This window comes from Streptomyces sp. NPDC048291 (assembly GCF_043201715.1).
Taxonomy (GTDB): Bacteria; Actinomycetota; Actinomycetes; order Streptomycetales; family Streptomycetaceae; genus Streptomyces.
The window spans coordinates 313,117-334,698 of sequence record NZ_JBICZC010000008.1 but is presented as its reverse complement, the minus strand read 5'-3'; the positions used below and the strand labels follow the sequence as shown (position 1 = coordinate 334,698).

17 protein-coding genes and 1 pseudogene are annotated in these 21,582 nt (G+C 71.3%); 12 read left to right on the top strand and 6 right to left on the bottom strand.

Annotation, left to right across the window (positions count from 1 at the left end; translation table 11 throughout):
* Positions 1 to 20: 20 nt before the first annotated feature.
* Complete coding sequence (locus ACGF5O_RS23420) at positions 21 to 842, top strand: hypothetical protein (protein ID WP_393811943.1); 822 nt, start codon at positions 21 to 23, stop codon at positions 840 to 842.
* 51 nt (positions 843 to 893) lie between these two features.
* On the opposite strand, the pseudogene ACGF5O_RS23415 reads toward ACGF5O_RS23420, so the two are convergent.
* A pseudogene (locus tag ACGF5O_RS23415) lies at positions 894 to 1,268 on the bottom strand (ATP-binding protein); the annotation flags it as partial.
* 176 nt (positions 1,269 to 1,444) lie between these two features.
* On the opposite strand from ACGF5O_RS23415, the gene ACGF5O_RS23410 reads away from it, so the two are divergent.
* Both ACGF5O_RS23410 and ACGF5O_RS23405 read left to right on the top strand, forming a co-directional pair.
* The gene (locus ACGF5O_RS23410) at positions 1,445 to 2,293 is read left to right on the top strand and encodes a helix-turn-helix domain-containing protein (RefSeq protein WP_393811807.1); all 849 of its coding nucleotides are present in this window, start codon (positions 1,445 to 1,447) and stop codon (positions 2,291 to 2,293) included.
* The gene (locus ACGF5O_RS23405; protein WP_393811806.1) at positions 2,290 to 2,541 is read left to right on the top strand and encodes a DUF397 domain-containing protein; all 252 of its coding nucleotides are present in this window, start codon (positions 2,290 to 2,292) and stop codon (positions 2,539 to 2,541) included. Before ACGF5O_RS23410 ends, ACGF5O_RS23405 begins: the two co-directional genes overlap by 4 nt.
* 3 nt (positions 2,542 to 2,544) lie before the next feature.
* Here ACGF5O_RS23405 and ACGF5O_RS23400 read toward each other — a convergent pair whose 3' ends face one another.
* From ACGF5O_RS23400 to ACGF5O_RS23385, 4 genes are all read right to left on the bottom strand, one after another.
* On the bottom strand, positions 2,545 to 3,270 hold the full coding sequence (locus ACGF5O_RS23400) for a class I SAM-dependent methyltransferase (RefSeq protein ID WP_393811805.1): 726 nt from the start codon (positions 3,268 to 3,270) through the stop codon (positions 2,545 to 2,547).
* Between the two features lie 135 nt (positions 3,271 to 3,405).
* Positions 3,406 to 5,859, bottom strand: a complete 2,454-nt coding sequence (locus tag ACGF5O_RS23395) for a SpoIIE family protein phosphatase (RefSeq protein ID WP_393811804.1) — start codon at positions 5,857 to 5,859, stop codon at positions 3,406 to 3,408.
* 196 nt (positions 5,860 to 6,055) lie between these two features.
* Positions 6,056 to 8,446: an MFS transporter gene (locus ACGF5O_RS23390; protein WP_393811803.1), complete on the bottom strand. Its 2,391-nt coding sequence runs from the start codon at positions 8,444 to 8,446 to the stop codon at positions 6,056 to 6,058.
* 166 nt (positions 8,447 to 8,612) lie between these two features.
* Positions 8,613 to 9,056 carry an SRPBCC family protein gene (locus ACGF5O_RS23385; protein WP_393811802.1) on the bottom strand — a complete coding sequence of 148 codons (444 nt, stop codon included), beginning with the start codon at positions 9,054 to 9,056 and terminating at the stop codon, positions 8,613 to 8,615.
* 191 nt (positions 9,057 to 9,247) lie between these two features.
* On the opposite strand from ACGF5O_RS23385, the gene ACGF5O_RS23380 reads away from it, so the two are divergent.
* From ACGF5O_RS23380 to ACGF5O_RS23365, 4 genes are all read left to right on the top strand, one after another.
* Complete coding sequence (locus ACGF5O_RS23380; RefSeq protein WP_393811801.1) at positions 9,248 to 10,288, top strand: Rv2578c family radical SAM protein; 1,041 nt, start codon at positions 9,248 to 9,250, stop codon at positions 10,286 to 10,288.
* 151 nt (positions 10,289 to 10,439) lie between these two features.
* Positions 10,440 to 12,008 carry an alpha/beta hydrolase gene (locus ACGF5O_RS23375; RefSeq protein WP_393811800.1) on the top strand — a complete coding sequence of 523 codons (1,569 nt, stop codon included), beginning with the start codon at positions 10,440 to 10,442 and terminating at the stop codon, positions 12,006 to 12,008.
* Positions 12,009 to 12,064: 56 nt separating this feature from the next.
* Positions 12,065 to 12,463, top strand: a complete 399-nt coding sequence (locus tag ACGF5O_RS23370) for a RidA family protein (protein ID WP_393811799.1) — start codon at positions 12,065 to 12,067, stop codon at positions 12,461 to 12,463.
* Between the two features lie 47 nt (positions 12,464 to 12,510).
* The gene (locus tag ACGF5O_RS23365) at positions 12,511 to 13,059 is read left to right on the top strand and encodes a GNAT family N-acetyltransferase (RefSeq protein ID WP_393811798.1); all 549 of its coding nucleotides are present in this window, start codon (positions 12,511 to 12,513) and stop codon (positions 13,057 to 13,059) included.
* On the opposite strand, the gene ACGF5O_RS23360 is transcribed toward ACGF5O_RS23365, so the two are convergent.
* Positions 13,046 to 13,621 carry an adenylosuccinate lyase gene (locus ACGF5O_RS23360; protein WP_393811797.1) on the bottom strand — a complete coding sequence of 192 codons (576 nt, stop codon included), beginning with the start codon at positions 13,619 to 13,621 and terminating at the stop codon, positions 13,046 to 13,048. The two genes, ACGF5O_RS23365 and ACGF5O_RS23360, sit on opposite strands and share 14 nt — an antisense overlap.
* A 379-nt stretch (positions 13,622 to 14,000) precedes the next feature.
* On the opposite strand from ACGF5O_RS23360, the gene ACGF5O_RS23355 reads away from it, so the two are divergent.
* From ACGF5O_RS23355 to ACGF5O_RS23335, 5 genes are all read left to right on the top strand, one after another.
* Positions 14,001 to 15,806 (top strand): 3-hydroxyacyl-CoA dehydrogenase family protein, encoded by a 1,806-nt coding sequence (locus ACGF5O_RS23355; RefSeq protein ID WP_393811796.1) that lies wholly within the window; start codon positions 14,001 to 14,003, stop codon positions 15,804 to 15,806.
* 136 nt (positions 15,807 to 15,942) lie between these two features.
* A complete protein-coding gene (locus ACGF5O_RS23350) occupies positions 15,943 to 16,755 on the top strand; it encodes a TetR family transcriptional regulator (RefSeq protein ID WP_393811795.1) in 813 nt (270 codons plus the stop codon).
* Positions 16,756 to 17,162: 407 nt separating this feature from the next.
* A complete protein-coding gene (ccrA, locus tag ACGF5O_RS23345) occupies positions 17,163 to 18,506 on the top strand; it encodes a crotonyl-CoA carboxylase/reductase (RefSeq protein WP_393811794.1) in 1,344 nt (447 codons plus the stop codon).
* A gap of 17 nt (positions 18,507 to 18,523) precedes the next feature.
* On the top strand, positions 18,524 to 20,596 hold the full coding sequence (locus ACGF5O_RS23340; protein ID WP_393811793.1) for a protein meaA: 2,073 nt from the start codon (positions 18,524 to 18,526) through the stop codon (positions 20,594 to 20,596).
* Positions 20,593 to 21,567, top strand: coding sequence for an HpcH/HpaI aldolase/citrate lyase family protein (locus tag ACGF5O_RS23335; protein WP_393811792.1), 975 nt, complete (start codon positions 20,593 to 20,595; stop codon positions 21,565 to 21,567). The genes ACGF5O_RS23340 and ACGF5O_RS23335 overlap by 4 nt, the downstream gene beginning before the upstream one ends.
* Positions 21,568 to 21,582 lie beyond the last annotated feature (15 nt).

The window sequence follows — 21,582 nt, the reverse complement described above, 5'->3', positions numbered from 1 at the left end:
CTCTTCCTTCCTCGCCCACCATGGCGGTGCGCCCGCGGACCGGCCCCGGCCGGGACGCCCGGCGCACCGCCGCCCACGTCCTCGCCCTACGTCCCGGAGCCCCGACCATGCACCTGACCGCCCTACGCCACCGCCGACTCGCCGCAGCCATGGTGGCGTTGGCCCTGCCTCTCGCCGGGTGTTCGTCCTCGCACCACACGACCTCCTCCGCCGGGACCCCGAGCCCGGCGGCCTCCGCCCCGCTGTCCTCCCCCACCTCCGGCGAGCCGTCCCCGTCGGCCTCCGCCTCCTTCGACCTCTCGGCCTGGCCGACCGCGCCGATCAACGTCGACGAGCCCGGGTTTCCCAAGGGGTACTCCTACGGGGTGCTGAAGCGGAACTACACGGGTACCGATTTCATCGACGCCCTGGCCCGGCAGTGGCACATCAGCCTCGCCGCCCGAAAGAAGCTCGCCGCCATACCGAAAGGCAGCGGACCCGCCGTATGGCACGCCGCGGGAACCACGCATCCGTCCAGCGGCACCGAACTCTGGGTGGCCGGGCTGTGGGACCTGGCCGGCGATCTGGAGTACCTGTCATGCGGGGCCACCGTGAAGGCACCCGGCCGGGCGGCCTTCCTGCGCGCCTGTGCCCGGTTCGACCACCCCGGCTCCGACCCGGCCGCGGCGGTCCGCTGGCTGGACAGCGTCACCGACCCCGTGGACCGGAAGCACCGCAAGGACCAGCTGACCGTGGACAGCCCCCTGTACCGGGCGGGACCGGCGGCCGCCTACCTCACGGAGTACGGCAAGGGCTCGATCCCCGACGAGGACGAGCTCACTTTCTTCGGCGTCAAGAGCTGACCGCGGCCGGGACGGAGCCTGGGCCGGGGCCGCGCACTCCGCCCACACCGTCTTGCCCGGCCCGTCGGACCGCACGTGCCAGCCCCAACGAGACGCCAGCCCCGCGACGATGAGCAGCCCCCGGCCCCCGGCGTCCTCGGGGTCCGGCGCGCGCAGCGCCTCCGGACGGGGCGGTGTGCGTTCGGCGCGGGTGTCGGAGACCTCGACCCGGACCACCGTACGGGCGGGTCCGGTCACGTACAGGCGCAGGTGGAAGTCCCGGCCGGACACATGCCCGTGCCGCACCGCGTTGGCGGTCAGCTCGCCGACGACCAGCGCGATCGCCTCGTGCGGGCCGCCGCCGTACGGGATTCCCCAGGTGTCCAGCCGGTGGGCGGCCAGTCTGCGGGCGAGCCGGGCGCCGCGCGGGGTGGAGGTGAAGCGCATCTCGAAGTCACGGTCGGGTTTGTTCGTCATGCCGACAACGGTGTCCGCGGTCGCGTAGCGTGACCAGTGGTGACGCACTGACGCGGGCCGGTTGTACGCGCGGTGGCGGTGCGAGTACGAGCGGCGCGGCGTGACGCCGTCCCGGACAAGGGCGTTGGGGCAGGGAGGCGGTAGGGGTGACCGAGGTGACGGACGAAGAGAACTCCGCGGGCCAGGCGGCGGACGCCTCGGGGCGGGGGGTGGTCGCGGCGTTCGGCCAGACCATGAAGACGCTGCGGGTACGGGCAGGCCTGGAACGCGAGGAATTGGGGCGGCGGATCGGCTACTCGGCGTCCACGGTCGCGTCGTTCGAGCAGGGCCGCCGGATCCCGTCCCCCAGAACCATCGACAAGGCGGACGAGGCGCTGGGCGCGGAGGGGCTCCTGACGGTGTGGAAGGAGGAGGTGGAGAGGGCGCAGTATCCGGTCTTCTTCCAGGGGATGGCGAAGTTGGAGAAGGAGGCCATCGAACTGCTCGCGTACGACGCCTTGGTGGTCAAGGGCCTGCTCCAGACCGAGGAGTACATGAGGGCTCTGCTGGCCATGCGGCGCCCCACCCTGGATCAGGAGGTCACCGAGCAACGAGTAGCCGCACGGCTGGCCCGCCAGGACATCTTCGACCGGCGGCCTTCACCTCTGCTGAGCTTCGTGATGGACGAGTCGGTACTGCGACACCGATACGGCGGCAAGGACGTGCTGCGAGGACAGTTGGAGCACCTTCTCCTGGTCGGCCAGAAGCGCAACGTCGAGATTCAGGTGATGCCGACCGACTGCGAGGACAACGCGGGCGTGAACGGGCCCTTCACCGTCGTCACGCGCAAGGACGGCATGAAGTTCATGTACGTCGAGGCGCAGAACACCAGCACCCTGCAGACCGACCCGGAACAGACGGCTCTCGCGGCTGCCCGCTATGGGATCATCCGATCACAGGCTCTCAGTCCGCGAGAGTCCCTGGAGTTCATCGAAAGGTTGCTGGGAGAGCTATGAACACCGCTGAGTTCTCGGCCGTCGTGTCCGACCTCGCCTGGTTCAAAAGCAGCTACAGCGGAACCGAGGGCGGGGACTGCGTCGAGGTCGCCTGGCTCAAGAGCAGCTACAGCGACACCGAGGGCGGCCAGTGCGTAGAGGTCGCGGCCGACCCCGGAGTCGTGTACGTCCGTGACTCCAAGGCTGTGGCCGGACCCGTCGTCTCCGTGTCGCGTGCGGCGTGGGCGGGGTTCCTCGCGGTCCGCTAGCCGTCAGCTCTCGCGGCCGGCCAGGATCCACTTCGAGGGCAGCACGATCAGCTCGCCGTCCGGTGTGGACTCCGTGGTGGTCAGGGGGAGTTCGCCGCTCGCCAGGACTGTAAGGCCCGCGCTGCGCAGGTAGGCGGGGACCGCGTCGTCGGCGACCTCGCCGGGGGCGATCCCGTGGCGGAAGACCGGGGCGAGCTTGGGCGGTGGGCCGGACGGGCTCTGGGCGAGGCCGCCGAGGACGGGGCGGGCGGCCTCGGCGAGCTCGACGAGGAAGACCCGGCCGCGGCTGCCGACGAGGGTGGCGATGGAGTCCACCAGCGGCTGCCGGTCATCCGGTTCGCACTGGTGCAGGACGCCCCGCATGTAGACGTTGGCGTCGCCGAGTTCCGCGTGCAGGGACTCGGCCTCGCTCTTCTCGGCCGCGTCCAGGAGCCGGTAACGGGCCTGTGCCGCGGGGTCCGCGTGCCGGGCGTGGTCCAGGGCGGCCTCGGATATGTCGGCGCCCAGGACGCGCGGGAAGCGCCGCGCGAGGTAGCGGGTCTGGGTGCCGTTGCCGCAACCCAGGTCGACCAGGGGCAGCCCCGGGTCGGTCAGTTGGGATTCGAAGAGAGCGACGTGGACCGCGGCGGTCACGTCCGGTTCGGCGTCCCAGAACACCGCCCCGGGTTCTTCGGGGGCTTCTTTCCAGAAACCCTCCCAGGCATGCCGGTACCGACTCGTCACGCTCATGGCCAACTCCCCAGGGTAAAACCACAGATGACCGCCGTCACTGACGGGTCAGTACGGTTTACCCTGCGCACGTTTCGGCCACAAGCGCCCGGCGCGTTCCTTCACCACTCGTTCGGCGAACGTGCGCCCCCTGGGTCAGCGGCGCCGTGAGGTGAGTTCGAACCAGACGGTCTTCCCGGCCGCGGTACGGCTGGTGCCCCACTCCCGGGCGAGCGTGCTGACCACCCGCAGGCCGCGTCCGGCGTCCGCGTCGGGGCGCGCGCTGAGCAGGGTCGGCAGGGTGTGGTCGTCGTCATCGACCTCGCACAGCAGGGTCTCGCCGCGGATCAGCCGGAGCTGGACCGGGCGGCTGTGGGAGTGCCGGAGGGCGTTGGTGAAGAGTTCGCTGACCATCAGTTCGGCCGGGTCGGCGAGCCGGGCCAGGCCCCAGTCGTGGAGCTGCTCGCGGACGACGGCGCGGGCCCGGCGGACCTCGGCCGGGTCGAGGGCGAGCCGCCATTCGGCGACGTCCTCGGGCTCGATGCCGTTGAGCCGGGCCATCAGCAGGGCGACGTCGTCCTTCCGGCCGCCGCGGGTGTTGAGGGCGCGGATTATGGTGTCGCAGGCGTCGTCCATGGAGGCGGCCGGGTGGGCGGCGGACTCGCAGAGGGTGGCGAGGCCGACGCCGATGTCCTCGCCGCGCATCTCGACCAGTCCGTCGGTGCACATGACCAGCCGGTCGCCGGGTTCGACGCGTACCCGCAGCGACTCGAAGGCGACCCCGCCGACGCCTATCGGCGCCCCGGTGGGCAGGTCGAGGAGTTCGCTGCGCCCGTCGACCGCCCGGACCAGCACGGGAGGGATGTGGCCCGCGTTGGCGAGGTGCAGTTCGCTCCCGATCGGGTCGTAGACGGCGTAGAGGCAGGTGGCGAGGTAGCCGTCGCCGAGGCGCTGGGCCAGGTCGTCGAGGTTGCGCAGGAGTTGGGCGGGCGGCAGGTCCATGGCCGCCATGGTCTGCACGGCGGTCCGCAACTGGCCCATCATCGCGGCCGAGTTGAGGCCGTGGCCCATCACGTCGCCGACCACCAGGGCGGTGCGGGCGCCGGGGAGCTTCACCGAGTCGAACCAGTCGCCGCCGACCCGGCCGAGCAGGGTGCCCGGGAGGTACCGGGTGGCGATGTCGCAGCCCGCCATGCGCGGCGGGATGTGCGGCAGCATGCTGTCCTGGAGGGTCTCGGCGACGCTCTCCTGGTACGTGTACATGCGCGCGTTGTCGAGCACGAGCCCGGCGCGGGCGGCGAGTTCGGCGCCGGTGACCCGGTCCATGTCGTTGAACATCTCGCGCTCGGGGTGGCGCAGCAGGATCATGAAGCCGAGCACGACATTGCGCGCCTTGAGCGGGACGACCAGCATGGAACGGCCGGTGATCAGCGGCCGGATGTCCCGCTTCTCGAACTGGGAGGCGATGGCGTGGCCCATCTCCACGCTGATCCGCGGCACCAGGACCGGTTCGCCGGTGGTCATGCACTGGAAGAACGGGGTGTGCGCCGGGAACGGCATGGCCTCGCCGACGGGGACGACGTCGTCCCAGCGGCCGGGTTCGTCGGTGTGCTCCAGGGCGACCCGGTGCCACATGGTGGTGGTGTCGGGCACGCCGTCGGGGAACCCCTCACCGGCGACGACCTGTTCGCGCAGGTAGGTGCCGGCGACGTCGGTGAAGCGGGGGACGACGGCTCTGCTGACCTCGACGATGGTGCGGGACAGGTCGAGCGAGGTGCCGATCTTCCCGCTGACCTCGGTGAGGAATTCGAGGCGTTCACGGACGGCCGCGTACTCCAGGTCCTCGCCCTCGTCGTCGGTGAGTTCGGCGGGCACCGGCAGGCCCTGGGCAGCGACATGCGCGGCGCGCTCGCGGCGGGCCAGCCGCTCGGTGCGCCGGGCGACGCCCCAGTCGGGGGTCACGGGCACCCGGTCGTTCTGGCTGAACTCCAGGATGGGGTAGCCGAGTTCGAGGACCTGGGCGACGATCCGGGCGCTTTCCTCGACGCTCATGCTGGGCAGGATCTCGGGGAGCCTGCGGGCCAGCTCCTCGGCGCCGGGGAAGTCGGTGTGCAGGGCGAAGCCGGGCGCGATGCGCTCGAAGGCGATGCCCTCGTCCTGCTCGGCCCTGCGCAGCCGTTCGGCGTCGGCGGCGAGCACCAGCAGCCGCTCGTTCCCCGGGCCGACCAGCGGGTAGGCCCACCAGAGCACGTCCACGCGGTCGTGCTCGTGCTCCGGCACGGTGAGCCGGGCGCGGCCGGCGGCCGGGAAGCTCAGCCGTCCGTCGAGCGAGGACTCCAGGTCGGGTCCGAGGCCGTCGTAGGCCGCGTAGGCGCCGTACGGGGTGATCTCGTCGTCCTCGGGGAGCGCGCCGGAGACGGGCAGCAGGTCGAGGACGGAGTGGCCGATGGCCTCCTCCTTGGCGGCGCCGAAGAGCCGCCGGGCGCCGGTGCTCCAGTGCGAGACGTCGCCGTCGCGGTCGACGACGACCACGGCCAGGGGGATGCGGCCCGACGCGCCGTCCCCAGCACCGAGGCCGGGATCCGTGTCCCGCTCGCTGCCATGGTCCATGGCCCAGGCCCTCTCTCCCCACGGCTCCGTAAAAGATCTGTGCCGCCCGTCACTACGGTACGGTGGCCGCCGGTTGCGATGTGTGGCAATCCTGGAATTGGTTTCACCGGATCGCCCCGGCGCGCAGGTCCGCGCCCCCGTACGGTGCGCGAACCGCGTCCGCCGCGTACCGACCGCTCCTCGCTCTCGGTCCTCCTCAGTCCTCGTGGCCGAGCTGGAGATCGCGTTCGGTGCGGCCACCGCCCGCGACCTGGAGCACGGTGGCGACCGGCGGGTAACCGGCGGCGATGACCGTGTACTCGCCCGAGGAGAGGTCGACGAACCGGAACGTCCCGTCGGCGCCGGTGGTGAGGGTGTCCACGACGTTCCCGGCGGCGTCGAGCAGGGTCACCCGCGCGTCCTCCACCGGCCGGCCTCCGCCGGCCCGGACGGTGCCCTTCAGCACCGCGCCGCCCGCGAGTTCGACGTCCTGCCGGGTCTCCCGGGAGGCCTGGACGGTGACCGGGAGGGCGGCCGGGCGGAAGGCGGGGGCGCTGCCGGCGAGGGTGTACTCGCCTGCCACCAGCTCGGTGATCACATAGCCGCCCTCGCGCCCGCTGCGGACGCTGGCGACGACCTCGCCGTGCACGTTGGTGAGGGTGACGGTGGCGTCCCGTACCGGGGTGCCGTCGGCGGTGAGCACGCTGCCCGCGAGCCGCCCGGCGCCGCCGAGGACGACGTCCAGCTCGACGGGGCGCTCGCCGACCGTCACGGAGACGGCCTGCGGCTGGTGGCCGCCGGCCGCGGCGATCAGGACGTACGAGCCGGTGCCGGGGGTGGCCAGCGCGTACCGGCCGTCCTCGGCGCTGGCGCCGCGGCCGATCTGCCGGCCGACGGCGTCGATGAGGGTGAGCGCGGCGCGCGGCACCACGGTCCCGTCGGGGTGCCGCACCGTGCCGCAGACCGGGATCCCGGCGCCGGTGCGGGGCGACCGGGCCTGCGGGACCGCGGCGTTGGCGGTTGTCGGTTCCGATTCGGCGGTGGGGTGGGACACCAGCGGTTTCTCCTTGAGGAAGCAGGCGACGAGCAGGCCGAGGACGAGCACCGGGACCAGGTAGAGGAAGATCCTGGGCATCGCGTCGGCGTAGGCGCGGATGTAGGCGTCGCTCAGCGCCGGGGGCAGCGCGTGCACGAGCTGCGGGGTGAGGGACTCGGGGTCGGGCAGGCGGGCGCCCGCGTGGGCGGGGAGACGCCTCTGCAGGGCGTCGGTGAGCCGGTCGGCGAAGAGGGTGCCGAAGACGGCGGCGCCGACGCTGCCGCCGATCTGCCGGAAGTAGTTGTTGGCGCTGGTGGCGGTGCCGAGGTCGGCGGGCCGTACGGAGTTCTGCACGGCGAGGACGAGCACCGGCATCACCATGCCGATCCCGGCGCCCAGGACGGCCATCCAGATGCTGTACTGCCAGCGCGGGGTGCCGACTTCGAGGCGGGACAGCAGCCACATCCCGACGACCGACACTCCCCCGCCGAGCACCGGGTAGACCCGGTAGTGCCCGGTGTGGCTGATGAGCTGTCCCGCGACGATCGAGGCGCCGACGATCCCGCCCATCATGGGCAGCATCAGCAGTCCGGACTCGGTCGCCGAGGCGCCGTCGACCATCTGCAGGAAGGTCGGCAGATAGCTGGCGGCGCCGAACAGGGCGACCCCGACGACCAGTCCGACCAGACCGGTGACGTTGAAGACGGAGTCCCGGAACAGCCGCAGCGGAATGAGGGGTTCGACCGCGTGGTGCTCGACGACGGCGAACAGCACCCCGGCGACCAGCGCGCCGGCGCCCAGTCCGAGGATGACGCGCGAGCCCCAGTCGTACTCCGTCCCGCCCCAACTGGTCAGCAGCACCAGGCAGGTCGAGGCGACGCCGAGCAGCAGGGTGCCCAACACGTCGAACCGGCCCCGGACCCGGGGCTTGGGCAGCTTGAGCACGGCGGTGATGACGGCGAGCGTGACCAGCCCGAAGGGCACGTTGACGTAGAAGCACCAGCGCCAGGAGAGGTGGTCGGTGAAGTAGCCGCCGAGCAGCGGCCCGGCGACGGAGGCGAGCCCGAAGGCGGCGCCGATCAGGCCCATGAAACGGCCGCGCTGCCGGGGCGGCACGATGTCGGCGATGATCGCCTGCACGCCGATCATCAACCCGCCCGCGCCGACGCCCTGGACGGCACGGAAGGCGATCAACTGGTCCATGCTCTGCGCCCGTCCGGCCAGCGCGGAGCCGACGGCGAAGACGAGGATGGCGAACTGGAAGACGCCCTTGCGGCCGACGAGGTCGCCGAGCTTGCCGTAGACGGGGAGGCCGACGGTGGAGGTGAGCAGGTAGGCGGTGATCGCCCAGGACATCCTGTCGAGGCCGTGCAGCTCGCCGACGATCTTCGGCAGCGCGGTGGCGACGATCATCTGGTCCAGCGCGGCGAGGAGCAGGGCGAGCATCAGCCCGCAGAACACCAGCCGGGTGCGGCGCGGCCCGAGTCCGGAGACCGGGGCGGGTTCCGGTTCGGGGGCGACCGCGGACACCGCGGCCGGCTCCTCGTAGTGCACCAGCGTCGTCCCGCCCACGTACCGCTCCCCTCGTCGCGCCTGCGCACGACTGCCGCCTCGTTTCCGTAGGGCGACAACTGCGAGCAAGCACGACGAGTTACGGCACGAAACCGGCGGGGCCGGAGATCCACCCGAACCGGTGAGGGGCCAACAGGCCCGGTTCTCCGGGAGGTTACTTCTCGGGTTACTTCTCGACCTCGGTGGCGAGCTTGTCGAGCACCTGGTCGTAGATCCGGCCGAGGCCCTTGGGCGCGAAGGTCTTCTCGAAGAAGCCGCCGATGCCGCCGGCGCCCTGCCAGGCGGTGTGCACGACGACCCGGGACTTCCCCTCGCCGGCCGGGGTGACGCGCCAGGTGGTGACCATGGAGGAGTTGCGGTCCTTCTCGACCAGCTCCCCGTCGGTGGGCTCCGTGACCTCCAGGAGGCAGTCCCGGACCCGCTTGCTGGTGGCCTGCAGCCTCCAGTGGACGAGGGTGCCCTCGCCGTCGCCGCCCTCGCGCACCTCGTACTCGCTGAAGTGTTCGGGGAGCAGCTTCGCGCGCGTGCCGCTGTAGTCGGCGATCGCGTCGAACACCGTCTCCGCGTCCGCGCCGACGACCCGCTCCGTAGTGGCCTCGACCTGCGCCATCGCTTTCCTCCAGCACCTGAGTTCTCGGGGTTGCGCCAAGCCAACCACCCCGGCGCCCGGCCGCCCAAATCGGGGTGCCGGAAGCGGTCTGAAACGTGATCGGAACGACGTCCGCGCGGTCTCCACAGATCGTTCGCACGATCATGGGAACAGATGTTCTATTCTGTGGGCAGTGCTACCGAGGAGGCGTCATGCGCTGGGAGAACCTCACCGAGGAGACCGGTCACAGCCGGGCCGGCACCGCGCTGTTCGGCGCGGACGCGGTCACGACCCGGACCTTCGACACGCCAGAATTCCGGGGGATCACGTTCCACGAGGTGCGGGCACGGTCGATCATCAACCGGGTGCCGGGCGCCTCGCGGATGCCGTTCGAGTGGACGGTGAACCCGTACCGGGGCTGCTCGCACGCGTGCGTGTACTGCTTCGCCCGCAAGACCCACAGCTACCTGGACCTGGACACCGGGATCGGCTTCGACACCCAGATCGTGGTCAAGGTGAACGCGCCGGAGCTGCTCCGACGCCAGCTGGGCTCGCGCCGCTGGCTCGGCGACCACATAGCGATGGGCACCAACGTCGACTGCTACCAGCGCGCCGAGGGGCGCTACCGGCTGATGCCGGGGATCATCTCCGCCCTCACCGAGCACGCCAACCCGTTCTCGATCCTGACCAAGGGCACCCTGATCCTGCGCGACCTGGAGCTGCTGCGCCGGGCGGCGGACGTCACGGAGATCGGCGTCTCGGTCTCGGTCGGCTTCGTCGACCCCGAGCTGTGGCGGACCGTGGAGCCGGGCACCCCGGCCCCCGAACGCCGCCTGGACGTCGTCCGCGCCCTCGCCGGGGCCGGTATCGGCTGCGGGGTCCTGATGGCGCCGGTGATCCCCTTCCTCGGCGACCACCCGGCCCAGCTCCGGGCCACCGTGCGGGCGATCGCGGCGGCCGGGGCCACCTCGGTGACGCCCCTGGTGCTGCATCTGCGGCCGGGTGCCCGCGAGTGGTTCATGAGCTGGCTCGCGGCCCACCACCCGCACCTGGTGCGGCGCTACGAGCGGCTGTACGCGGAGGGCGCCTACGCGCCCAAGTGGTACCAGCGCCGGATCACCCGTCAGGTGCACGAGCTGGCCGAGGAGTACGGCATCGGCCCGAACCGCGCGGGCGCCGCCCGGCGGATCCCGGTACCGGCGGCGGAGGAGGAGCCCGCGCTGCCGGAGCCGACCCAGCTCACCCTGCTCTGACCGACCGGCGGGTCCGGGGGCGTTCGGGCGCACCTCTCGGACCAATTGGGTCATTCATCGTCAGAATGGGTTCTTCCGGGTCCTGTTTCCGGGACGATGCGGCGAGGACCGTGGCACGTGCGGTCCGCTCCCCTCCGTCCTGGGAGGACCCATGCGAACACGCGCAGCCGTGCTGTGCGCCGTCGCCGCCGTCGTGGCCGGTTCGTTCACCGACCTGCCCGCGAGCGCCGCCACCCGAGCCCCCGTCCAGGTCTCCCCGGTGACCTGGAAGAAGTGCGGCACCACCGACTACCCGACGCTCCAGTGCGGCTCGGTCAAGGTGCCCCTGGACCACCGCAACCCGCGCGGGCGGCAGATCACGCTCGCCCTCACCCGCGTCCCGCACACCGCCCCGGTCTCCCAGGGGCCGCTGCTGGTCAACCCCGGCGGCCCCGGCGGCAGCGGGCTGGCCCTCGCCGGCTTCGTGGCGTCCACGCTGCCCAAGAAGGTGGCCGCCCAGTACGACGTCATCGGCTTCGACCCGCGCGGCGTCGGCAAGAGCACCCCGGCGATCGACTGCGCGCCCGGCTACTTCAAGCCGGTGCGCCCCGACTCGGTCCCGGCCACCCCCGCCCTCGAACAGGCGAACCTCAAGCGGGTGCGGTCGTTCGCGGCGGCCTGCGGCAAGAAGTACGCCAAGCTGCTGCCGTACCTCGACACGGTCGACGCCGCACAGGACCTCGACTCGATCCGCCAGGCCCTCGGCGTCCGGCAGATCAGCTACTTCGGCTACTCGTACGGCACCTACCTGGGCGCGGTCTACGCGAAGCTGCACCCGGACCGGATCCACCGCCTGGTCCTGGACTCGATCGTCGACCCCACGGGCGTCTGGTACGACGACAACCTGAGCCAGGACTACGCGTTCAACGACCGCCAGCGCGCCCTGATGGCGTGGATCGCGAAGTACGACTCGACGTACAAGCTCGGCAAGGACCCGGACAAGGTCGAGGCCAAGTGGTACGCCATGCGGGCCGCGCTGGCGAAGAAGCCGGCCGGCGGCAAGGTGGGCGCCTCCGAGCTGGAGGACACCTTCATCCCCGGCGGCTACTACGACGGCTACTGGCCCTACCTGGCCGACGCGTTCTCCGCCTACGTCAACGGCAAGAAGACCGCGGCCCTGGTCGAGGCGTACCAGAACTTCGCCGCCGTCGACGCGTCGGGCGACAACGGCTACAGCGTCTACGCGGCCGTCCAGTGCCGGGACTCCTCCTGGCCGCGGGACTGGAACCAGTGGCGCAAGGACAACTGGGCGGCATACGAGAAGGCGCCCTTCATGGTCTGGAACAACGCCTGGTACAACGCGTCCTGCGCGTCCTGGCCGACGAAGTCCCTGAAGCCGCCGAACATCGCCAACACCAAGCTCCCGCCGGTCCTCCTCTTCCAGGCCACGGACGACGCGGCCACCCCCTACCAGGGCGGCGTCACAGTCCACCGGCTGCTGGCCGGCTCCAGCCTGGTCGTGGAGCAGGGCGGCGGCAACCACGGCATCACGCTCAGCGGCAACACCTGCCTGGACACCCACCTCGCCGCCTACCTGACCGACGGCACGGTCCCGCGCGGCACCGGCACGGCCGACGCGGTCTGCGCCAAGACCCCCGACCCGAAGCCCCTCACCACCAAGGCGGCCTCGACGTCGTCCCGCGGCTCGACCCTGCACGGGCTGCTGGGGTTCCGCGGCTGAGCCGGTCCTGACGTCCTGTCGGGGGCGTTGTCAGACCCGTGGTCCACCATGGACGCATGAGTGATCTGACCCGTATCCCCGCCCCCGACGGCGTCGCCCCCGCCGCCCAGTACACGCACGTGGTGGCGGCGACCGGCCGGCTCGTCGCCGTCTCCGGCCAGCTGCCGCTGGACGAGGACGGCAGGCTGGTCGGCGAGGGCGATCCGGCCGCCCAGGCCCGCCAGGTCTTCGAGAACCTGCGGCGCTGCCTGGCGGCGGCCGGGGCGACCTTCGACGACGTGGTCAAACTCACCTACTTCGTCACGGACATGGCCCACCTGCCGGCCGTCCGCGCGGCCCGCGCCGCCCACATACCCGACGACCGCCTCCCGGCCGCCTCCGCCGTCCAGGTGGCCGCCCTCGTCGGCCCGCAGTTCCTGATGGAGATCGAGGCGCTGGCGGTGGTGGCCGGCTGACACCGGATCCCGGGCGGACGGAGCCGTCCGCTCCCTAGGGTGCCGTCATGAACACCGACTCGCTCCCCGCGTCCGCCCTCCGTGTCCGCCCGATGGCGCTCGCCGACTGCGACCGGGTCTCGGAGATCCGCATCCGGGGCTGGCAGTACGCGTACCGGGGCCTCATGCCGCAGCCCTTCCTGGACGGGCTCAGTGTCGAGCGGGACGCCGAGCGGCGGCGGACCCGGTTCCGGGACGCCGGGGACGGGGTGACGGAGCTGGTCGCCGAGCGGGGCGGCACCATCGTGGGGTGGGCTGCGCACGGACCGTACCGGGACGGTGAAGTGCGCACCGGCGACGCCGAGTTGTACGCCATCTACGTGGACGCCGCACACCTCGGCACGGGCGCCGGGCGGGCGCTGCTCGCCACGGTCCTGGAGCAGTGCGCCGGGCACCCGCGCGTATACCTGTGGGTGCTGAAGGAGAACGCGCGCGCCCGGCGGTTCTACGAGATGGCGGGTTTCGCGGCCGACGGCGCCGAGGAGCCGTACGAGGTCGACGGGGTGCAGGTGCCCGAGGTGCGGTACGTCAGGGAGTCCGGCGTCACCTCTGCCTAGGGATGCGGGCGAGGGCCTCGACGGCCGCCTCGGCGAGGGTGGGGTGGGCCAGGGCCTCGGTCAGGACGCGGCGGGCGCGGGTGTCGCCGAGGGTGCCGAGGCCGTCCACGCAGGCGAGGGCGATCCTGCGGTAGGGGTCGTGCGGGCGCAGCCGGCGTTCCAGGGTGGTGATCAGGGCGGGGACGGACTCCGGCGCGCGGAGTTGGACCAGGAGACGGACGGGCTGCAGGGCGTAGGCGACGCGGAGTTCGTTGGTGGCGAGGGCGGCGGCGGCGCGTGCGGTGCGCGGGTCCTGGAGGCGGGCGAGGGCACAGGCGGCGGAGACGCAGCGGGGTGGGTCACGGTGGTTGAGGAGGAGGACCAGGGTCTCGAAGGCCCGCCGGTCCCCGGCCGTCCCCAGCCGGAACGCCGCCAGCTCCCTGGCCCACAGGGGCTGTCCGGCCGCGGTGAGCACCTCCGCCAGTTCGTCGTGGTCCTCGGTGGCCAGAAGCCGGTCGAAGGCGCCCGTCCCCTGCGACTCCTGCCGCAAACGCTCCGTGAGTGATCGCAACTCTTCGTCCACGAAGCCCAGCGTAGAGGGGTTGCGGCAACCGAGGGACGTACATCACAAACTCGGGGGGCTGGCGCGCTCGTTACCCGCCGGTTAAGCTCAATCGAGCGAGTCACCCACTCGCAGTAACGCTCACGTCGGTTTGGTGACGCAGCCGCCGTGAGGACGAAGGTCGGTTCGGTACCTCGTACCGCAGTACGACCCGGCTCCGGGACAGGGCCGGTCGGAATCCGCCGTTTCCGGGCGTGTGCGCGCCCGTGGCGGCAGCACCGGGCGTGTGCGCTCGCAGCCCGGCACCACCCGCATTCACGCAGCTCCCTCCGCACCCGGTGCGCCCCTCGGCGCACCCGGGCGCGCTTCCAGTCGTCACCCTCATTCCTGGAGTCCCGCGATGGCCACTCCCCAGTCCGACCCTTCTCTGTCCCCGCTCAAGACGATCGCCGTCGTCGGCCTCGGCACCATGGGCACCGGTATCGCCGAGGTCCTCGCGAAGGCCGGCCGCGAGGTGATCGGCATCGACATCAGCGAGGCCCAGGCCGCCACGTCCCTCGCCGCCCTGGAGGCCGCCACCGCGCGTGCCGTGGCGCGCGGCAAGCTGACCGAGCAGGAGCGCGCCGACGCTCTCGCCCGGATCCGCACCGGCACCGACCTGTCGGCCGCCGCCGACGCCGACCTCGTCATCGAGGTGGTCCCGGAGTCGTACGACATCAAGCACCAGGTCCTGCGGGAGCTGGACGGCATCGTCCGCCCGGAGACCATCCTCGCCACCGGCACCAACGCGCTCTCCGTGACCCGGCTCGCCGCCGACTCGGCCCGCCCCGAGCGCGTCCTCGGCCTGCACTTCTTCAACCCGGCCCCGGCGATGAAGCTGGTCGAGGTGGTCTCCTCGGTGCTCACCGCGCCGGGCGCCGTCGCCGCCGTCACCGACCTGGCGATCGAGCTGGGCAAGGAGCCGGTCGCGGTCGGCGACCGCCCCGGCTTCGTCGCGGACGGGCTGCTGTTCGGCTACCTCAACCAGGCCGCCGCGATGTACGAGGCGAAGTACGCCTCCCGCGAGGACATCGACGCGGCCATGCGGCTCGGCTGCGGACTGCCGATGGGCCCCCTCGCCCTGCTGGACCTGATCGGCGTCGACACCGCGCGCACGGTCCTGGAGGCCATGTACGCCGAGTCCCGCGACCGGCTGCACGCCCCGGCGCCCATCCTCAAGCAGCTCAGCGAGGCGGGCCTGACCGGCCGCAAGTCGGGCCGCGGCTTCTACACCTACGAGGCCCCGGGCAGCGCCACCGTGGTCCGGGACGCGCTCACCCCGCTGGACGGCGCCGCGCTCACCCCGGGCCGTACGGTCCGCTCGGTCGGCGTCGCCGGCTCCGGCACCATGGCCTCCGGGATCGCCGAGGTCTTCGCCAAGGCCGGCTACGAGGTCGTCCTCGCCGCCCGCAGCGAGGAGAAGGCGCAGGCCGCCAAGGCCCGCATCGGCAAGTCCCTGGACCGCTCCGTCGGCAAGGGCCGGATGACCGCCGAGGCCGCCGCCCAGACCCTGGACCTGATCACCCCGGCGGGTTCGTACGACGCCTTCGCGGACGTCGACCTGGCCGTCGAGGCGGTCGCCGAGGACCTGGAGGTCAAGCGGCAGCTGTTCGCGACGTTCGACAAGGTCTGCAAGCCGGGCGCGGTGCTCGCCACCACCACGTCCTCGCTGCCGGTCGTCGCCTGCGCCCGGGCCACCTCGCGTCCGCAGGACGTGATCGGCATGCACTTCTTCAACCCGGCGCCGGCCATGAAGCTGGTCGAGGTCGTCCGTACCGTGCTGACCGGCGAGGACGTGCACGCGACGGTCCGCGAGGTCTGCACGAAGATCCGCAAGCACGCGGTCGACTGCGGCGACCGGGCCGGGTTCATCGTCAACGCGCTGCTGTTCCCGTACCTGAACAACGCGATCAAGATGGTGGAGGAGCACTACGCCTCGCTCGACGACATCGACGCGGCGATGAAGCTGGGCGGCGGCTACCCGATGGGGCCGTTCGAGCTCCTGGACGTGGTCGGCCTGGACGTCTCGCTCGCCATCGAGAAGGTGCTGCACCGGGAGTTCCGCGACCCGGGCCTCGCGCCCGCGCCGCTCCTGGAGCATCTGGTGGCCGCGGGCTGCCTCGGCCGCAAGACCGGCCGTGGCTTCCGCGAATATGCCCGCCGCTGACGGCGTCGGCGACTGGTTCCGGGACGAGAAGGACTGGGGCGGACTGCTCGACCCCGCGGACGCTCCCCCGCCCTTCACGGGCGGGGGAAACCCCGGACCTGCGCATCAAGCTGCGCACATGCAGTACGTTCGGGTCATGTCCCAGCCCGCCAAGTCCTCACGTACCCCCGCCACGCCGGACGCGCCGGAGAGTGCCGCGGGCAGCCGCGCGGCGGCCCAGCGGCTCAAGATGCGCCGGGAGCTGGCGGCCGCCGCGATGGAGCTCTTCGCGACGAAGGGGTACGAGGCGACCACCGTCGACGAGATCGCGGCCGCGGCCGGGGTCGCCCGCCGCACCTTCTTCCGCCACTTCCGCTCCAAGGAAGAGGCGATCTTCCCGGACCACGACGACACCCTGATCCGCGCCGAGGCCGTGCTGAACGCGGCCCCGGCCCACGAGCACCCGCTCGACACGGTGTGCCGCGGCATCAAGGAAGTCATGAAGATGTACGCGGCCCGGCCGGACATCTCGGTCGCCCGCTACAAGCTCACCCGCGAGGTACCCACCCTGCGCGAGGCGGAGATCGCGTCGGTGGCCCGTTACGAGCGCCTCTTCACCCGCTACCTCCTCGGCCACTTCGACGAGCACGCCCACGCGGACGACGCGAACGACGACCCGCTGCTGGCCGAGGTCGCGGCGTCGGCCGTGGTCACCGCCCACAACCACGTCCTGCGGCGCTGGTTGCGGGCCGGCGGGCAGGGGGACGTCGAGCTCCAGCTGGACCACGCCTTCGCGATCGTCCGGAAGACCTTCGGGAACGGGATCGGCGCGGGCCGGGAGACCGAGCCCCGCCGGCCCGCGCCGGCCTCGGTCGCCTCGCAGGGGGAGGTGCTGGTGACGGTGGCCCGTACCGACGCCCCGCTGGACGAGGTCATGCGGACCATCGAACAGGCGCTCAAGGAGCGCTGAGCCACCCTCCGGGAGTGTCCTCGGACACTCCCCCGCTGTGACGACGGCCACCCGCCCGGGTGGCCGTTTTGGCATGTCAGAGCACCTTTTCAGGCAACTTTCCGATGCCGTTCGATCGATCATCGCTCATTTGTTACGTAAAGATTTCATCTGAGGCGAAGTAGTGGCACTCAGTGCCTTGCGGCCTGACACGCGGTGTCATACGTTGATGGAGTCCGGCCTGTCCCGGTGAGCACACCAGCTCCCCCGCCGGACGCCTGCGTCACAGGCAACCTCCCGCGCCACAAAGCGCTGCCGAAGCACCACCCCGCCGAACCGACGGCACCTTCCCGAAACCCTCAGCAGCACCGACGTAACCCTCAGCGCCCCTTCCCTCAGGGGGCGCAAGCATCGCCGGAGGCAACACCGTGACCACTCAGGCCATTCTGGACGCGATCCAGTCACCGGAATCGACGCCGGCCGACTTCGCGGCCCTGCCGCTTCCCGAGTCGTACCGCGCGATCACCGTGCACAAGGACGAGACGGACATGTTCGCGGGCCTGGAGACCCGCGACAAGGACCCGCGCAAGTCGATCCACCTCGACGAGGTCCCCCTGCCCGAGCTGGGCCCGGGCGAGGCCCTGGTCGCCGTCATGGCATCGAGTGTCAACTACAACTCGGTGTGGACCTCGATCTTCGAGCCGCTGTCGACCTTCGGCTTCCTGGAGCGCTACGGGCGCCTCTCCGAGCTGACCAAGCGGCACGACCTGCCGTACCACATCATCGGCTCCGACCTCGCGGGCGTCGTCCTGCGCACCGGCCCCGGCGTCAACGCCTGGAAGCCCGGCGACGAGGTCGTCGCGCACTGCCTCAGCGTGGAGCTGGAGTCCAGCGACGGGCACAACGACACGATGCTCGACCCCGAGCAGCGGATCTGGGGCTTCGAGACCAACTTCGGCGGGCTCGCCGAGATCGCGCTCGTCAAGTCCAACCAGCTGATGCCGAAGCCGAACCACCTCAGCTGGGAGGAGGCCGCCGCCCCGGGCCTGGTCAACTCGACCGCCTACCGGCAGCTGGTCTCCCGCAACGGCGCCGGCATGAAGCAGGGCGACAACGTGCTGATCTGGGGCGCGAGCGGCGGACTCGGCTCGTACGCCACCCAGTTCGCGCTGGCCGGCGGCGCCAACCCCATCTGCGTGGTGTCGTCGCCGCAGAAGGCCGACATCTGCCGGGCGATGGGCGCCGAGGCGATCATCGACCGCAACGCCGAGGACTACAGGTTCTGGAAGAACGAGCGGGAGCAGGACCCGCGCGAGTGGAAGCGCTTCGGCAAGCGCATCCGCGAGTTCACCGGCGGCGAGGACATCGACATCGTCTTCGAGCACCCCGGCCGCGAGACCTTCGGCGCCTCCGTCTTCGTCACCCGCAAGGGCGGCACCATCACCACCTGCGCCTCCACCTCGGGCTACATGCACGAGTACGACAACCGCTACCTGTGGATGTCCCTGAAGCGGATCATCGGCTCGCACTTCGCCAACTACCGCGAGGCCTGGGAGGCCAACCGGCTGATCGCGAAGGGCAAGATCCACCCGACGCTGTCGAGGACCTACTCCCTGGAGGAGACCGGCCAGGCCGCCTACGACGTGCACCGCAACCTGCACCAGGGCAAGGTCGGCGTCCTCTGCCTCGCCCCCGAGGAGGGCCTCGGCGTGCGCGACGGGGAGATGCGGGCCAAGCACCTCGACGCCATCAACCGCTTCCGCAACATCTGAGACACCCGAGGTCATAGATGACTGAGCGTCAGATCGCCGAAGGCGGCCGGGAGTCCGGGCCGCAGGCGCCGAGGGAGAAGGACCGGCCGTGGCTCATGCGCACGTACGCCGGCCACTCCACGGCGGAGGCGTCCAACGAGCTGTACCGGCGCAACCTCGCCAAGGGCCAGACGGGCCTGTCGGTGGCGTTCGACCTGCCGACGCAGACCGGCTACGACCCCGACCACATCCTCGCCCGCGGCGAGGTAGGCCGGGTGGGCGTGCCCGTCTCGCACCTCGGTGACATGCGCCGGCTCTTCCAGGACATCCCCCTGGAGCAGATGAACACCTCGATGACGATCAACGCCACGGCGATGTGGCTGCTGGCGCTCTACCAGGTGGTCGCCGAGGAGCAGGGTGCGGACGTCACCAAGCTCCAGGGCACGACCCAGAACGACATCGTCAAGGAGTACCTGTCCCGGGGGACGCACGTCTTCCCCCCGGGACCCTCGCTCCGGCTGACGACGGACATGATCGCGTACACGGTCTCCCACATCCCGAAGTGGAACCCGATCAACATCTGCAGCTACCACCTCCAGGAGGCCGGCGCCACGCCGGTCCAGGAGATCGCGTACGCGATGTCGACGGCCATCGCGGTCCTCGACGCGGTGCGGGACAGCGGCCAGGTGCCGCAGGAGCGGATGGGTGACGTCGTCGCCCGTATCTCCTTCTTCGTCAACGCGGGCGTCCGGTTCGTCGAGGAGATGTGCAAGATGCGGGCGTTCGGCCGCATCTGGGACCGGATCACCCGCGAGCGCTACGGCATCGAGAACGCCAAGCAGCGCCGCTTCCGGTACGGCGTCCAGGTCAACTCGCTGGGGCTGACCGAGGCGCAGCCGGAGAACAACGTCCAGCGGATCGTCCTGGAGATGCTGGCCGTGACGCTCTCCAAGGACGCACGCGCGCGTGCCGTGCAGCTCCCGGCCTGGAACGAGGCGCTCGGCCTGCCGACGCCCTGGGACCAGCAGTGGTCGCTGCGCATCCAGCAGGTACTCGCCCACGAGAGCGACCTGCTGGAGTACGAGGACATCTTCGAGGGCTCGCACGTCGTCGAGAAGAAGGTCGCCCAGCTGGTCGCGGACTCCCTCGCGGAGATCGACCGGATCCAGGAGATGGGCGGCGCGATGGCCGCCGTCGAGTCCGGCTACCTCAAGTCGCAGCTGGTCTCCTCGCACGCCGAGCGGCGGGCCCGGATCGAGTCCGGCCGGGAGAAGATCGTCGGCGTCAACATCTTCGAGACCACCGAGCCGAACCCGCTCACCGCCGACCTGGACACCGCGATCCAGACGGTCGACCCGGCGGTCGAGGCGAGGGTCGTGGCGGCGATCGGGCACTGGCGCGACACGCGCTACCAGCCGCCGTTCAACCACCCGCGGCCCTGCAAGGCCCTGGAGCGGCTGAAGGAGGCCGCCAAGGGCACCGACAACCTCATGGAGGCCACCCTGGAGTGCGCCCGGGCGGGCGTGACGACCGGTGAGTGGGCGGGGGCCCTGCGGGAGGTGTTCGGCGAGTTCCGGGCGCCCACCGGGGTCTCCTCGGCTCCGATCGCGGTCCCCGTCGAGCCGGGCTCGGCGCTGGCCGGGGTGCGGGCCAAGGTGGACGCCACCGCCCGCGACCTGGGCAGCGGCAAGCTCCGCTTCCTGGTCGGCAAGCCGGGCCTCGACGGTCACTCCAACGGCGCCGAGCAGATCGCGGTGCGCGCGCGGGACGCCGGCTTCGAGGTGGTCTACCAGGGGATCCGGCTGACGCCCGAGCAGATCGTGGACGCGGCGCTGGCCGAGGACGTGCACGCGGTCGGCCTGTCGATCCTCTCCGGCTCGCACGCGCAGCTGGTCCCGGACGTCCTGGAACGACTCCGTGTGGCCGGTGCCACAGATATACCGGTGATCGCCGGTGGCATCATCCCGAACGGGGATGCCGAGCAGCTGCGGGAAGCCGGAGTGGCCGCGGTCTTCACCCCGAAGGACTTCGACATCACCGGAATCATCGGCCGCATCGTCGACGAGATCCGGAAAGCGAACAAGCTCGACCCTCTGGAGGTCCCCGCATGACGACGCCCGTCACGCCCGTCAACCGTCTCCGCCCGCGGCGCTCGTGCCTGGCCGTGCCCGGTTCGAACCCCCGCTTCCTGGAGAAGGCGCAGGGTCTCCCGGCGGACCAGGTCTTCCTGGACCTGGAGGACGCGTGCGCGCCGCTCGCCAAGCCCGGCGCGCGGCACACCATCGTCAAGTTCCTCAACGAGGGCGACTGGACCGGCAAGACGCGCGTGGTGCGGGTCAACGACTGGACGACCGAGTGGACGTACCGTGACGTCGTGACCGTGGTGGAGGGCGCCGGGCAGAACCTCGACTGCATCATGCTGCCGAAGGTCCAGACGGCCCAGCAGGTCGTCGCGCTGGACCTCCTGCTGACCCAGATCGAGAAGACCATGGGCTTCGAGGTCGGCAAGATCGGCATCGAGGCGCAGATCGAGAACGCACAGGGCCTGAACAACGTCAACGAGATCGCGACGGCCTCCCAGCGCGTCGAGACGATCATCTTCGGCCCGGCCGACTTCATGGCGTCCATCAACATGAAGTCGCTGGTCGTGGGCGAGCAGCCGCCCGGCTACCCGGCGGACGCCTACCACTACATCCTGATGAAGATCCTGATGGCCGCCCGCGCCAACAACCTCCAGGCGATCGACGGCCCCTACCTCCAGATCCGCAACATCGACGGCTACCGCGCGGTCGCCCAGCGCGCCGCGGCCCTCGGCTTCGACGGCAAGTGGGTGCTGCACCCGGGCCAGGTCGAGGCGTCCAACGAGATCTTCTCGCCCTCCCAGGAGGACTACGACCACGCCGAGCTGATCCTGGACGCCTACGACTACTACACGTCCGAGGCGGGCGGCAAGAAGGGCTCCGCGATGCTCGGCGACGAGATGATCGACGAGGCCAGCCGCAAGATGGCCCTGGTCATCTCCGGCAAGGGCCGGGCCGCCGGCATGCAGCGCACGTCGAAGTTCGAGACCCCCGTCAGCTAAGGAGCCCTGAGCGCG

What these genes read in the sequence shown, in the direction of transcription:
- ACGF5O_RS23420 (WP_393811943.1), top strand. Translation starts at nt 21, where the DNA reads ATGGCGGTGCGCCCGCGGACCGGCCCCGGCCGGGACGCCCGGCGCACC.
- ACGF5O_RS23405 (WP_393811806.1), top strand. Translation starts at nt 2,290, where the DNA reads ATGAACACCGCTGAGTTCTCGGCCGTCGTGTCCGACCTCGCCTGGTTC.
- ACGF5O_RS23400 (WP_393811805.1), bottom strand. Translation starts at nt 3,270, where the DNA reads ATGAGCGTGACGAGTCGGTACCGGCATGCCTGGGAGGGTTTCTGGAAA.
- ACGF5O_RS23395 (WP_393811804.1), bottom strand. Translation starts at nt 5,859, where the DNA reads ATGGACCATGGCAGCGAGCGGGACACGGATCCCGGCCTCGGTGCTGGG.
- ACGF5O_RS23385 (WP_393811802.1), bottom strand. Translation starts at nt 9,056, where the DNA reads ATGGCGCAGGTCGAGGCCACTACGGAGCGGGTCGTCGGCGCGGACGCG.
- ACGF5O_RS23380 (WP_393811801.1), top strand. Translation starts at nt 9,248, where the DNA reads ATGCGCTGGGAGAACCTCACCGAGGAGACCGGTCACAGCCGGGCCGGC.
- ACGF5O_RS23375 (WP_393811800.1), top strand. Translation starts at nt 10,440, where the DNA reads ATGCGAACACGCGCAGCCGTGCTGTGCGCCGTCGCCGCCGTCGTGGCC.
- ACGF5O_RS23370 (WP_393811799.1), top strand. Translation starts at nt 12,065, where the DNA reads ATGAGTGATCTGACCCGTATCCCCGCCCCCGACGGCGTCGCCCCCGCC.
- ACGF5O_RS23365 (WP_393811798.1), top strand. Translation starts at nt 12,511, where the DNA reads ATGAACACCGACTCGCTCCCCGCGTCCGCCCTCCGTGTCCGCCCGATG.
- ACGF5O_RS23355 (WP_393811796.1), top strand. Translation starts at nt 14,001, where the DNA reads ATGGCCACTCCCCAGTCCGACCCTTCTCTGTCCCCGCTCAAGACGATC.
- ACGF5O_RS23350 (WP_393811795.1), top strand. Translation starts at nt 15,943, where the DNA reads ATGTCCCAGCCCGCCAAGTCCTCACGTACCCCCGCCACGCCGGACGCG.
- ACGF5O_RS23340 (WP_393811793.1), top strand. Translation starts at nt 18,524, where the DNA reads ATGACTGAGCGTCAGATCGCCGAAGGCGGCCGGGAGTCCGGGCCGCAG.
- ACGF5O_RS23335 (WP_393811792.1), top strand. Translation starts at nt 20,593, where the DNA reads ATGACGACGCCCGTCACGCCCGTCAACCGTCTCCGCCCGCGGCGCTCG.